This is a genomic window from Leucobacter fengyongliangi, from assembly GCF_052386045.1.
In genome coordinates this window covers 950,646-963,743 of sequence record NZ_CM126356.1, presented here as the reverse complement: position 1 = coordinate 963,743, position 13,098 = coordinate 950,646, and the positions used below count along the sequence as shown (strand labels likewise).

The window sequence follows — 13,098 nt, the reverse complement described above, 5'->3', positions numbered from 1 at the left end:
TCGCTGTGTGTCGGGCTGTCCCGACCCTACGTGCCGAGGGTGCGATCTAGGGTCGAATTCGTGAACACCCGTTCGGGATCGAGCCGATCGCGAACCTGAGCGAAATCTTCAAACCTCGGGTAACACTCACAAAGCTGAGCTGCATCTCGCGTGTGCATCTTGCCCCAGTGCGGTCGGCCGCCGTGAGCAACAAGAATGGCTTCAGCTGCGCGGAAATATTCCTGAAACGGCTCTTTCCAGTAGCGGTGAATCGCCACATAGCCGCTGTCACGGCCGTGCGCCGTCGACATCCATAGGTCGTCGGCGGCGGCGGATCGAACCTCGATCGGAAACGACACCCGGAATCTCTGCCGCTCAATCATGGTCTGTAGCTCGCGCACCGCCGCGGGAACTTCTGCGAGCGGAAGGGCATACTCCATCTCACGAAACCGCACTCTTCTGCGCGTGGTGAAGATTCGATGGGATTCGTCGCTGTAGTCACGACGGCTCGAGATTGACTGAATTGTCCGATTCAAAGTGGGGATTGCGCTCGGCACTCGTCGCTCGGCGGCGACGACGGTGCCGAACACGAAGTTGTTCACGAACTCCTCATCGACAAATCGAGCAACTGACGTGAGTGGCCTGGCAACATCTTCTACTGGCATCCGATGGTTCGTCTTCGTGCGCGTGCCTTCGGTGTGCGGAAACCAGTAGAACTCGAAGTGATCCACCTCCCGGTTTCGCTCTTCGAACGCGTCGAGCACCTCAGCGAGCGGCACCGGTGCCTCAACCGCGCGCAGCAGGAAGCGCGGCACACACTGCACGGTCACCGTCACCAGCACCCCGAGCGCGCCCAGACCAAGGGCAATGGCCGGAAGCAGTTCCGCGTGCTGCGTTTCACTCACCGAAAGCACCTCGCCGATTCCCGTGACGATCGTCGCACCCACAATGCGTGTGGAAATTCCACCGAAGCGCAAACCTGTGCCGTGCGTGCCGGTCTGCGTTGCCCCGGTGATGGTCTGCCGATCCACATCGCCCATGTTTTCGAGGGCGAGACCGAGCGGATTCAGAATCGCGGGAAGCTCCCACAGGTGCGTGCCCGCCCACAGGGTGACCTGGCCGCGCTCAAGGTCGACATCAACGAGCCCGCGCATGCGGCTCATATCGAGGCGGATGCCGTCGGTCGCGCCGATTCCGCTGAAGCTGTGGGAGGCCCCAATGGGTTTAATCGTGTGCCCGGTCTCGAGTGCGCGCAGCACCGCGAGTCGCACCTGTTCCACGCTGCGCGGCGCGACCACGAGCGCGGGCTCCGAGCGTTCGCTTCTCGCCCAATTGGTCCAATACCGGCTCACAGAAATGACCGCCCTTCGCCACGATAAGTCGCCAGTGGATCGCCCCCGACCCCAGCGCACACCGGCACCACCGCATCGACATGTTCCATGGGTTCTCCTGACTTGGTGTGTCGCAACCACACGCGATCGCCGATGGCCAAAGAACGGGCGGCCGCTCCACTCACCGGGGTCTGCACCTCACCCGCGCCCTCACGCGGTGCAAACCGCAGGTGCTGTGGCCACACCACCTGCGGTAGTCGGTCGGCCCCAGGAGGTCCGGATGCGATCCACCCGCCCCCGAGAAGAGTGACGGTATCTGCGCGTGGCCTGCGCACAACGTCGAGTGCAAATGCCACGGCGGGCGCAGGCGCGAACTCGCGGTAGTGATCAAAGAGATGCGGGCCGAAAAGACCACTTCCGGCCGCGACCTCTGTGACGACTTCTTCGGCAGCCGTGCGCTCAAGCGAGCCGGTGCCACCGGCATTCACAAATTCAAGCGGGGAAATCTGACTCACGGCCGCGACGGCCTGCGCTCGTCGCTCCCGAAGCTCGGTGCCACTTGCACGCTGCACTTCACGGAGTAAGGCGCCGAGGAGTGGACGACCAGCCGGGGAGTTTGCGACCCCGGCAATCTGCGCCTCGTATGACATGATCCCCACAAGTCGGAAGCCAGGTCGCCTCACGACCTGTTCGGCGAGTTCGCGCAGTGCCACCGCCGTTCGCACCGGCGAACGCAGCACCCCGACGTGTCCGAGGAGAGGAGCCTCCCACGAGGCATCAAAATCGAGGCAAACGCGAAGCTCTGCTCGCTTGTGATGGGGGGCGACGGCATCGATGAGGTCGAGCTGTTCGAGGCTGTCGATCATCACCGTCACCCTGCTGGCAGCGCGGGCATCGGTACCGAGCGCGGCGATCGCCGCGCGATCCACTGTGGGATAGCCGAGCACGACATCGTCGATAGTCTCGGCGAGCCAGAGTGCTTCTGGCAACGTGTAGGCAAGCACGCCGCGATAGCCCGGCAGTGCGAGTACAGCCTCGAGCACTCCCCGCACCCGGATCGACTTCGAAGCAATACGGATCGGCAGACCGCCGGCCCGCCGCGTCAGGTCTGTCGCATTCGCATGTAGCGCGTCGAGGCTGAGCGCAACAACCGGGGCGCTCAGGTGCGCTGTCGCCGAGGTGAGGCCCTGCCAGAACTCGGCAGGGCGAGTCCACCTGCGACGTGATGCCAACGCTCGCAAGCCGGGAGCCGCGAGATCAACAGTCATGCCTGCAGCCTAATACCGGCTAGTCGCGGCGACCTCGGCGCGCGCGGAAGCGCCGCACGCGAAGGTACAGCGCAAGCACGACGACCACCAGGATGACGATAATGAGGACGAGTTTTGCAAAGGCCACGTTCACAACTTACCCGGTGAGGTTGGACTCGATCATGCGAGTCCCCCTGCTGGGACTCGAACCCAGACTGCGACGATTTTAAGTCGTCTGCCTCTGCCAATTGGGCTACAGGGGGAAACTCGGCCTCGCGCAACACCCCGAGCGGAACGTGCCCGGGGCGGCCAGCCACAGTCACACAGAAATGCGATCCGAACCGCGCAGGCCGTTTCAGAGCTTACCAACTGCGGCTGCCCTGGGCACAAGTGAGCCCCGAGTTGGGCAGAACTCGGGGCTCACGGCATGGTGTGGATCCTGACCTGGGCAGATACCAGGATCCACAGTCTGTGGGCTCGCGATGGCGAGCGTTGGTTAGGCTCCGAGCCGCTCCCGCAGCGCGTGGAGCTCGGTGCGGAGCTGCTCCGGGAGTCGGTCGCCGAACTGCTCGAAGAACTCCTCGGTCAGCGCGCACTCATCAAGCCACGACTGTCGATCGATCGCGAAGATCTCGTCTAGATCTTCCGCCACCTCTTCGATCCCGGTAAGGTTCAACTCGCCCTCCGCGGGCAGCAGGCCGATTGCGGTCTCGCGACCGGTGACTTCTCCCTCAAGGCTCCGGATAGCCCAGTCGATCACGCGCGAGTTGTCACCGAAGCCTGGCCACAGGTAGCGCCCGTCGGTGCCCTTACGGAACCAGTTGACCTGGAAGATCTTCGGGGCGTTCTCGCCGAGCGTCTCGCCCATCTTCAGCCAGTGACCCCAGTAGTCGGCCATGTTGTAGCCGCAGAACGGCAGCATAGCGAAGGGATCCCTGCGGAGTTCACCAACTGTTCCCTCCTGAGCGGCGGTCTTCTCGGACGAAATCGTCGCACCCACGAAGACGCCATGCTCCCACGAAAGTGAACGAGCCACCAACGGTACGTTCGTTGCGCGGCGACCACCGAAGAGAATGAGATCGATGGGCACACCGTCTTGCTCGAACCAGGCATCGGCGAGCGTGGGGGTCTGCTGGATTGGCACGGTGAACCGAGAGTTCGGGTGTGCGGCGACCCGACCGGACTCTGGAGTCCATTCGTTGCCCCGCCAGTCGATCAGGTGCTCGGGCACCGAGTCGGTCTTCCCCTCCCACCACACATCGCCGTCGTCCGTGAGCGCGACGTTGGTGTAGATGGTGTTTCCCCAGAGGGTCTCCATCGCGACCGGATTGGTCGATTCACCAGTTCCCGGTGCGACGCCGAAGAATCCCGCCTCAGGATTGATCGCGTAGAGACGACCGTCAGCTCCGGGACGCAGCCAGGCAATGTCGTCACCGATCGTCTCGACCGTCCAGCCGGGTATCGTGGGCTGCAGCATCGCGAGGTTCGTCTTGCCACACGCCGACGGGAACGCCGCGGAGAGGTGGTATGACTTTCCGGTGTCGCTGTTGGTGAGCTTCAGGAGCAGCATGTGCTCGGCGAGCCACCCCTCGTTCTTGCCCATCACACTTGCGATCCGCAACGCGAAGCACTTCTTCGACAGCAGTGCATTGCCGCCGTACCCCGAACCGTACGACCACACCTCAAGCGTCTCGGGGAAGTGCGTAATGTACTTCGTGTCGTTGCAGGGCCAAGCGACGTCTTCCGCGCCGTCAAGCAGCGGGGCACCAACCGAATGAACGGTGCGCACCCACAGGCTGCCCGGCGTGATGCCATCGAGGGCGGCCTGACCCATGCGGGTCATGATCCGCATGTTCAGCACGGCATACGGCGAATCGGTGATCTGAATGCCGAGCTGGGTAATCGCGCCACCCACAGGGCCCATCGAGAAGGGAACCACGTAGAGGGTGCGGCCGCGCATCGATCCCGTGAATAGCGGCATGATTTCGGCCTTCATGTCAGCCGGCGTGCGCCAATTGTTCGTGGGTCCGGCGTCAGCCTCGTTCTCGGTGCAGATGAAGGTGCGATCCTCCACGCGAGCGACATCGCCAGGGTGAGACCGCGCGAGGTAGCTCCCCGGTCGTAGGTTCTTGTTGAGCGGGATCAGGGATCCAGCTTCGACCATCTCCGCGGTGAGACGATCCCACTCGTCCTGCGAACCGTCACACCACACGATCGCGTCTGGTTGCGTCAGCGTGGCGACTTCAGTCACCCACTGCACCACTTCTGGGTTGGAAGTGGTTGCTCCTTCGGCCACCTTTTCGGCGATCGAATCGTTCATCTCGAGAGTCGAGGCGCTGCCCATAACGTTCGTTCTCCTTGATAAGAAACTGCTGTTCCTCCATTCTGGGTGAACTGCGGGTGTCTCCCCCGTGAATTCGGTGAGTAAAGAATTGGCTTTTTTGACTTATAGTCAATACATGGCACCTGAGTCGACCCCGAACCTCGGAAATGATGCATTCCAGCGGCTGATCATTGGAAAGCGGATCCGCCATTTTCGAACTCACGCGGGCCTCACTCTTGACCAGCTTGGCGAGCGGGTCGGCGTGGGAAGCAGTCAGCTTTCCCTGGTGGAGAACGGGCGGCGCGAGCCGCGGCTGACGCTCCTCCAAAGCATCGCGCGCGAACTCGGGGTCGACAGTTCCGACCTGCTCCGGGAGGAGGCGCCAGATCACCGAAGCGCCCTTGAGATCGAACTCGAACGAGCGCAGACCACACCGGCGTACCTGCAGCTCAATCTCCCGCACGTGCGGGCACCGCGAACCTTGAGTGATGAGGCGCTCGAGTCAATCGTTGGGCTGCATCGGGAACTCGCACGTCGTTCTCGCGCGGCAGCCGCGACTCCCGAGGAGGCGCGGCGTGCGAACACGAAGATCCGCCTCCACATGCGTGAGCGTGACAACTACTTGCCAGATATCGAGCGTGTGGCTGAGGAGCTGATGGCGAGCATTGGCCACTCGACGAGCGCGGTCACCCACCGCGAGGTTGCGGTACTCGCCGAACGACTCGGTTTCACACTTATTTTTGCCGATGATCTTCCCTCGAATACCCGCAGCATTACCGACCTCGAAAATGGTCGAATTTATCTCCCGCCGGCCTCGATTCCAGGAGGCCATGGGCTGCGTTCGCTCGCGCTTCAGGCAATGGGGCACCGGGTGCTTGGGCATGACCGGCCGTCAAGTTACGCCGAATTTCTCGAGCAGCGACTGCAAATCAATTATTTTGCTGCTGCCTGCCTGCTGCCCGAGACTCACGCCGCGGCGTTTCTCCAAGACGCGAAGCGTGAACGAAATCTGGCGATTGAGGATCTCCGCGACGCATTCGGGGTCACCCATGAGGCGGCCGCGCACCGCTTCACGAACCTCGCCACGAAGCATCTCGGACTTAGGGTGCACCACTATCGACTCGATACCGCGGGGGTGCTCGTGCGGGGCTACGAGAACGACGGCACGCCCTTCCCCGAAGACAATACCGGAGCGGTGGAGGGCCAGGTCGTCTGCCGCAACTGGGCGGGCCGCACCGCGTTTGACCGCACCAATCGCACGAGCGAGTTCTATCAGTACACGGATACCCCAGTCGGTACCTTTTGGTCGAGCGTGCAGTCGGGCGACACCGCTCAGGGGCAATTCTCGATCGCCTGTGGGGTGGCCTTCAACGACGCGAAGTGGTTTCGTGGGCGCGACACCACTGCCCGCACCAGGTCGACCTGCCCCGACCCCACGTGCTGCCGCACGCCAGATAGCCAGCTACTCGAACGCTGGGATGGCAAGGCGTGGCCGAGCGCCCGCATGCACGCCCACGTGCTCTCGCCGCTCCCCACAGGCACCTTCCCCGGTGTCGACGACACCGAGATGTACGAGTTTTTGAGCAACCACGCGCCCCAGGGCTAACGCAGAACGGGTTACGCCTTCGGGCGAGAGGCGAACTCCTCGAAGATCGCCCGCGGCTCGGTCACCGCTTCAATATTCACCACGTCGCGACCCAGGAAGAAGTGTGAGGCCCAGCCACCAAACACCCGCCACTTCCGCTCCCACGACGGAATCGCAAGACCGTGATAGAACCGGTGCGCGAGCCACGCGAAGTAGCCCTTCATTGCGAAGTTGCCCGACTGGAAGACGCCCGTATTGATACCCAGGCCAGCGACCGCACCCGCGTTCTTATGGCTGTACTCACGCACACCCTCACCACGGAGATCCGCGACAATGTTCTTCGCGAGGAGCTTGCCCTGACGCACCGCGTGCTGCGCGTTCGGAACACAGAACCCGCCAGGGCCCGGCGTCGCCGACGTATCTGGCACCTGCGAGGTATCGCCCGCGGTCCACGCACCCGCAAGCTCCGCGCCGTCTTCGGTCGTGATCTTCAAGTTCGGGCTCGCGACCACGTGACCGCGCGGCCCGATCGGGAGATCCGTACCGCGCAAGAACGGACGGGGCATGACGCCAGCGGTCCACACAATCAAATCGCTCTCAAACGACTCGCCGGTGGAGAGCTCGATCTTTCCGTCCAGAGCGCTCGAGAGCTGCGTATCGAGGTGAATGTTCACCCCGCGACGGGTCTGATCCTTGATCACCCATTCCGACGTTTCGAGCGACACCTCGGGCATGATGCGGCCCATCGCCTCGACGAGGTGGAACTTCGTCTCGTCAAACGTGATCTCGGGGTACCGGCGAAGCAGCGACGTGGCGAATGACCGCAGCTCGCTGATCGTCTCGATTCCGGCGAACCCGCCGCCCACAACGGTGACGGTGAGGAGGCGATCGCGCTCCGCGGAACCCTTGGGCAGCGACGCTGCACGCTCGAAGTTGCCCACCATGCGATCGCGCACAGCCACCGCTTCTTCAATCGTCTTCATCCCGATCGCCTGATCGGCAACCCCGGGGATCGGGAAGGTGCGGGAGACCGAACCGGTGGTGACCACGATGTGGTCATACGCGAACTCGAACGGCTCCCCCACCTCGGGGGTCACCGTCGCGGTCTTCGACGCATGCGAGATCGCAGTGACCTTGCCCGCGATGTTGTGCGTGCTGGCAAGGTGCCGACGCCGCGCGACGACCGCGTGCCGCGGCTCGATCGAACCCGAAGCCACCTCGGGCAGGAACGGCAGATACGCCATGTACGGCAGCGGATCCACAATCGTCACCTCGGCCTCACCCGCACGCAACAACTTCTCAAGCTTCCACGCCGTATAGAACCCGGCGTAGCCGCCACCAACGATCAAAATCTTCTTCGCCACGAAGCTGTCTCCCTAGAGCGCGATGCAGAGGATCAGTGCCCGACTGCCTTCGGGCACAGAAAAATTCGGGCGACATTCACCCGACTCACACATCTTAATACGATTGCCGCGAGGTCCCGACCGAAGCTTCGGCAAGCCTGCACCATTCGCGTGAATTTGACATCTGCTTAGGCAGTGACCGCAGGTTCTGCGGAAGGCGACCAGCCGCACCGTTCGAGCGCGAGGTCACCGATCGGATTCACCCCTGGTCCTGCCGCGAGAGCGTGTCCGATCAGCGCGTGCAAGCACTTCACTCGATTCGGCATCCCGCCCGCGCTCACCCCCGCGAGTTCCGGCACCTCCCCGACGCTGTTGCGATCCGCAATGTATTGCTCGTGTGCGCGCGCGTACTGAGCGCGAATGGCCTCGTCCTCGGCAAGCAGGTCATTGAACTCGTTCATCACCCCGACCGCCTCAAGCCGAGAGGCCGCTGCGACCGCTTCGGGGTGGCACAGGTAGTAGAACGTGGGGAACGGACTGCCGTCTTGGAGCCGCGGAGCGGTCGCGACCACCGTGGGGCTTCCGTCAGCAGTCCGGGCCGCGATTCCCACAACCCCGCGCGCCTCGCGGCCGAGCTGCTCGCTCACCGCGGCAATGTCGGTCTCTGTGGGCTCGGTGTATGGTGGCCGACTCACTCGACACTCTCCTCTTCGGTTGGTAGTGGTGCGGGATTCTCTGCGGCGGGTGCAATGGTGACGGCCGGAGCTACCGGGTCCGCCTGTGCGCCGGGCAAGTCCGCGGGACTCGCGCTCGTCGTACCCGCGATGAGCGTCGAGGAGACAAGCGAACTCACCCAGTTGCGCTCGATGCGCGTGAGCTCCTCGCTCGTCTCCTCGACCGAGTCCGCGGGAATGACAATGTCGTCGATGACGTTCAGTTGAGTTTCACCCGGCATTACGTAGAACAAGCGCCCTCGCGCCTGCGAGCGCACATACGCTGGATCTTGCCATTTCAAACGCTCGGCATCGGCCTCGGCCACAGCATCACGGCTGAGTCTGACACTCTCGCGCAACTCGGCAAGTTCTCGCTGTTGCTGCACATAGGTGGACAGCGTCGGGCTCACAATAATGGCACCGACCGCGATCAACGCGACGATCAATATCGTGAACCCGCTGAAGCGGAGGCTGGCAACCCAGTCCCCCACTTCACCGAATATTCGCCTCACCATCCTGTGTGCCGCTTTCGCGAACCGGCCCGCCGCCAGTTACTTCGCGGTGAAGCGCGGGAATGCACCCCGACCGGCGTAGCGCGCCGCGGAACCAAGCTCTTCCTCGATGCGCAGCAGCTGGTTGTACTTGGCCACACGCTCGCTGCGCGCGGGAGCCCCGGTCTTGATCTGACCGCAATCGGTCGCCACCGCCAGGTCGGCAATGGTCACGTCTTCGGTTTCGCCCGAGCGATGCGACAGGATCGCCGTGTACCCCGACCGCTGCGCGAGCTTCACGGCGTCGAGCGTCTCGGTGAGCGTGCCAATCTGGTTGACCTTCACCAGGAGTGAGTTTCCGCAGCCCTGTGCGATGCCGTCGGCCAGTCGGGCCGGGTTCGTCACGAACAGGTCGTCACCGACCAGCTGAACCCGGTCCCCGAGTTCAGCGGTGAGCTGGCGCCAGCCTTCCCAGTCGTCTTCTGCAAGCGGATCCTCAATCGACACGAGGGGGTACCGCTCGATGAGATCTGCGTAGTACGCGATCATGTCGGTGGCGCTGCGCTCTTGACCCTCGAAGCGATAGGTGCCCCCCTCAAAGAACTCGGTCGACGCCACATCCAGCGCAAGTGCGATGTCGCGGCCGGGCACGTAGCCGGCGCGTTCGATTGCCTCGACGATAAGGTCGAGGGCTGCGGAGTTGTGTGGCAGGTCGGGCGCGAATCCACCCTCGTCACCGAGTGCGGTCGCGTATCCCTTTTCTTTCAGTAGCGCCTTGAGCGAGTGGTACACCTCTACACCCCAGCGCAGGCCCTCCGAGAACGTGTCTGCCCCCAGGGGCACCGCCATGAACTCCTGAATGTCGACACCGGTGTCGGCGTGTGCGCCACCATTGATGATGTTCATGAGCGGCACGGGCAGGGTGTGTGCGGTCGGGCCACCGAGGTAGCGGTACAGTGGCAGATCGGCCGAATCAGCTGCGGCATGCGCCACGGCAAGACTGACGCCGAGAATCGCGTTTGCGCCAACACGCTGCTTGTTCTCGGTGCCATCGATCTCCATCAGCGCCTGATCGATCAGCCGCTGATCGTCGGCGGCAAGCTCTTCGATCGCCGGGCCGAGCTCGCCGAACACGGCATCGACGGCCTGGGTGACGCCCTTACCCAGGTAGCGGGCTGGGTCGCCATCACGCAGTTCGTACGCTTCGAAGGCTCCGGTAGAGGCGCCCGATGGCACTGCCGCGCGGCCCACTGAGCCATCGGTCAGGCCAACTTCGACCTCCACAGTCGGGTTGCCTCGCGAATCGAGAATCTCGCGAGCGATTACCGCGTCGATAAATGCCACCGTGCACTCCTTGCATGTTGAGCTGCTGTTGCGTTGTGTATCAAAGCCAGTGGCGCGTGCGCGCCGGGAGTAAGTCTAACCGCGCCCAAGCTCGCGTAGCTCCAACGAATCACGTTCACGCTCGCCCGCCCGGACGTTGGCGAAGCGCGTGAAGCCCTCACCCGAGAGCCTGTCGAGCAGCGCCTTCATGTTCTTCTGTCGACGCTCCAGCCGCACCCGATGCCCCTCGCCGATGAGCTGACGCTTCAACGCGGACAGGTCGGCCGGATTGGCATCAGCGTCGAAGACGAGCGCAACCGACTCGGGCCCCTCGTGCTCGGGCAGCTCAATCAGGTCGACCACTCGTTCAAACCCAATGGAGAACCCGACCGCGGGAACGTCCTGACCGAGGAAGCGACCAACCATTCCGTCGTAGCGACCTCCGCCACCGACGGAACTCCCCGACCCAGGGTGCGCGACCTCGAAAATCGTGCCCGTGTAGTAGCCCATCCCTCGCACGAGCGTCGGGTCGAAGCGAATCTCGACCCCTACGGGCAGCGCCCCCACGAGCGCATCCCCGATCACGGCCAGATTGTCGACCCCTGCCTGCGCGGCCCCCTCGGGCAACGCGGATGAAATCGACTCGCGGGTCAACGCAATACCGTCGCCAGCAAGCAGCGGTTCGACCCGCGAGAGCACGGTGCCCAGTGCCGCCGCACCGGTCGCGTCAAGTTCAGTCAGCTCGTCGATAACCCCTGAGGTTCCGATCTTGTCGAGCTTGTCGATACTGATGAGTGCCCGGTCGTGCAGCGAAGCCGCAAAGCCGCAGTGGTCGAGCAGACCAAACAGAATGCGTCGGTCATTCACACGAATCACGCACCCCTCAAGACCGAGCGCCGAGAGCGCCTGCGAGGTGGCCGTGATGAGTTCGACCTCGGCCAGCATGCTCCGTTCGCCAATGATGTCGATGTCGGCCTGCACGAACTGCCGGTATCGCCCCTTCTGCGGCCGCTCCGCACGCCACACCGGCGCGATCTGGATGGCGCGAAAAACAGGCGGCAGCTCGGCTCGATGACTTGCGTAGAAGCGTGTGAGCGGCACGGTGAGGTCAAAACGCAAGCCGAGGTCCGCGAGATCATCGGGGGTGCCCGTCGATGCCGCTGCGGCAAGCGCGTCAGGCGTGATGCCTCGCTTGAGGATGGAGAACGACAGCTTCTCGTTGTCGCCACCGAGCCCCGCGTGTAGGCGCGCCCAGTCCTCCACGACGGGAGTCTCAATTTCATCGAATCCGTGGGCGCGATAGACCCCGCGGATCACGCCGAGCGCGTGCTCCCTCCGCGCCTTGTCCGCGGGCAGAAAATCGCGCATCCCGCGGGGCGGGTTTACCTGTGTGGCCATGGTTCCCTATTCTCCCACGTGCCGGTCGACCAGTCGCGCGGTCGCGAGCCGCAGCGCACGGTCTGGATCAATACCCTCCGCGTTCGCCCGAACGACCAGCGCAAGCAGCGCGTCGCCGATCTCCCTGCCCGAGTCGTCGCGATCCACCGAATCGGCAGTTCGCGTCGGTTCAGAGCCTTCCGGCGTCATCGCAGGGGTGTGGATCGCGACCGCACTGCCGGGGTCGAACAATCGAGCGCGCTTCAGCCGCTCCACCACCTTCGCGGCGCGGGCCAGCGTCGGCATGTCACGTGGGATGCCGTCGAGCGCACCACGCGAACCGCGCCGCTCCCCCACGGCGTCCTCCTTCAGGCGCTCCCACTCGGCGTTCAGTTCCTCAACCGACATGTATCCTCGATCACCAAACACGTGGGGGTGCCTCGCGATGAGCTTCTCGTTCAGCGCCTGCGCAACCGAGTCGAAGTCGTATCCTTCACCGTCTCGCTCGGCGATGGCGGCGTGAAACAGCACCTGGTAGAGCACGTCGCCCAGCTCACCTGCAATTTCGCTCGGCGGGCGCTGTCGGTCGATCGCGTCAATCAGCTCCGCGGTTTCCTCAACGAGAAACGGAGTGAGCGATTCGTGAGTTTGTGTGGCGTGCCAGGCACACCCACCCGGCCACACTAGCTGTCGGATGGTTGCGCGAATGCCGCCGAGTTCGGCACTGGGTGGTGGAACTACAGGGTTAGATTGTGGCGTGCCCATAGCGGCACCCTACCGCCTGCACACCCACCTTCGCGTGGCATCGGGCACTCAGCGAACGCCATCTTTCGCTCGTTAGGATCACCATATGGTCAAGGGAATGAACGTGGCGCGGCTCGCCCTCGCGATCTCTGCGGTGTCCCTCGTCGCATCGGCGTCGGCGTGTGCCGCCGAGCCAGCCGCACAGGAGGCGGCACCCTATAAGGCACCAACCATGGCCCCCGAGCAGTCGGTGAGTGAGGCTTGCGGTCTCTCTCGCGACGAAGTGGATCGTCTGGTGGTAATGGCGGAGGAATCGGTGAAGGCCGGCCTGGAAGAGGCTGGCAAAGATCTCCTGCGCGGCGAAATGCCATCGTTTGGTTTCCTCACGCAGTCGCTGTCTGGATCGTTTGAGCTGACGCAGGAGACCATCACGAACTCAGAAGTCTCCGCGGCGATCGGACGGATCACAGACGGATTCACGGGATTTCAAGACATCGAACAACCGGGTTCGATTCTGGGGGTGCCCGCCTACCTCGCGGCGCTCAACGGGCAATTGGCTGCACTCACCGAGGCTGGGCAAGACCTCCGCACGCTCTGCAACTTCCAGTAGCGAGCTGCGAGAGACCGGGCTCATCCTCGGGA

Annotated in this window: 11 protein-coding genes and 1 tRNA gene; 2 read left to right on the top strand and 10 right to left on the bottom strand. The window is 63.6% G+C overall.

Going from position 1 to position 13,098, the window contains the following annotated elements; translation table 11 throughout:
• Positions 1-26 precede the first annotated feature (26 nt).
• From ACTNFK_RS04530 to ACTNFK_RS04515, 4 genes are all read right to left on the bottom strand, one after another.
• Positions 27-1,337, bottom strand: a complete 1,311-nt coding sequence (locus ACTNFK_RS04530; RefSeq protein WP_445117208.1) for a D-arabinono-1,4-lactone oxidase — start codon at positions 1,335-1,337, stop codon at positions 27-29.
• Positions 1,328-2,578 carry an alanine racemase gene (locus tag ACTNFK_RS04525; RefSeq protein WP_435936236.1) on the bottom strand — a complete coding sequence of 417 codons (1,251 nt, stop codon included), beginning with the start codon at positions 2,576-2,578 and terminating at the stop codon, positions 1,328-1,330. Before ACTNFK_RS04525 ends, ACTNFK_RS04530 begins: the two co-directional genes overlap by 10 nt.
• A 168-nt stretch (positions 2,579-2,746) precedes the next feature.
• Positions 2,747-2,820 (bottom strand) — tRNA-Leu (locus ACTNFK_RS04520).
• A 233-nt stretch (positions 2,821-3,053) separates the two neighbouring features.
• A complete protein-coding gene (locus ACTNFK_RS04515) occupies positions 3,054-4,877 on the bottom strand; it encodes a phosphoenolpyruvate carboxykinase (GTP) (RefSeq protein ID WP_433645938.1) in 1,824 nt (607 codons plus the stop codon).
• A gap of 139 nt (positions 4,878-5,016) precedes the next feature.
• On the opposite strand from ACTNFK_RS04515, the gene ACTNFK_RS04510 reads away from it, so the two are divergent.
• Positions 5,017-6,486 carry a helix-turn-helix domain-containing protein gene (locus tag ACTNFK_RS04510; protein ID WP_433645939.1) on the top strand — a complete coding sequence of 490 codons (1,470 nt, stop codon included), beginning with the start codon at positions 5,017-5,019 and terminating at the stop codon, positions 6,484-6,486.
• 11 nt (positions 6,487-6,497) lie between these two features.
• Here the strand turns inward: ACTNFK_RS04510 and ACTNFK_RS04505 are convergent, their stop codons facing one another.
• The 6 genes from ACTNFK_RS04505 to ACTNFK_RS04480 form a co-directional block, all read right to left on the bottom strand.
• A complete protein-coding gene (locus tag ACTNFK_RS04505) occupies positions 6,498-7,829 on the bottom strand; it encodes an NAD(P)/FAD-dependent oxidoreductase (RefSeq protein ID WP_435936235.1) in 1,332 nt (443 codons plus the stop codon).
• 167 nt (positions 7,830-7,996) lie between these two features.
• Positions 7,997-8,503: a DUF501 domain-containing protein gene (locus ACTNFK_RS04500; protein WP_435936234.1), complete on the bottom strand. Its 507-nt coding sequence runs from the start codon at positions 8,501-8,503 to the stop codon at positions 7,997-7,999.
• Entirely contained in the window at positions 8,500-9,012 is a 513-nt protein-coding gene (locus ACTNFK_RS04495) for an FtsB family cell division protein (protein WP_435936233.1), read from the bottom strand. The genes ACTNFK_RS04500 and ACTNFK_RS04495 overlap by 4 nt, the downstream gene beginning before the upstream one ends.
• Before the next feature lie 60 nt (positions 9,013-9,072).
• Entirely contained in the window at positions 9,073-10,356 is a 1,284-nt protein-coding gene (eno, locus tag ACTNFK_RS04490; RefSeq protein WP_435936232.1) for a phosphopyruvate hydratase, read from the bottom strand.
• Positions 10,357-10,431: 75 nt separating this feature from the next.
• Positions 10,432-11,733: a histidine--tRNA ligase gene (gene hisS, locus ACTNFK_RS04485; RefSeq protein ID WP_435936231.1), complete on the bottom strand. Its 1,302-nt coding sequence runs from the start codon at positions 11,731-11,733 to the stop codon at positions 10,432-10,434.
• Positions 11,734-11,739: 6 nt separating this feature from the next.
• Positions 11,740-12,477: a MazG nucleotide pyrophosphohydrolase domain-containing protein gene (locus ACTNFK_RS04480; RefSeq protein ID WP_435936230.1), complete on the bottom strand. Its 738-nt coding sequence runs from the start codon at positions 12,475-12,477 to the stop codon at positions 11,740-11,742.
• A gap of 85 nt (positions 12,478-12,562) precedes the next feature.
• Here ACTNFK_RS04480 and ACTNFK_RS04475 point away from each other — a divergent pair, with 85 nt between their 5' ends.
• Positions 12,563-13,066 carry a hypothetical protein gene (locus ACTNFK_RS04475; RefSeq protein ID WP_435936229.1) on the top strand — a complete coding sequence of 168 codons (504 nt, stop codon included), beginning with the start codon at positions 12,563-12,565 and terminating at the stop codon, positions 13,064-13,066.
• Positions 13,067-13,098: the final 32 nt, after the last annotated feature.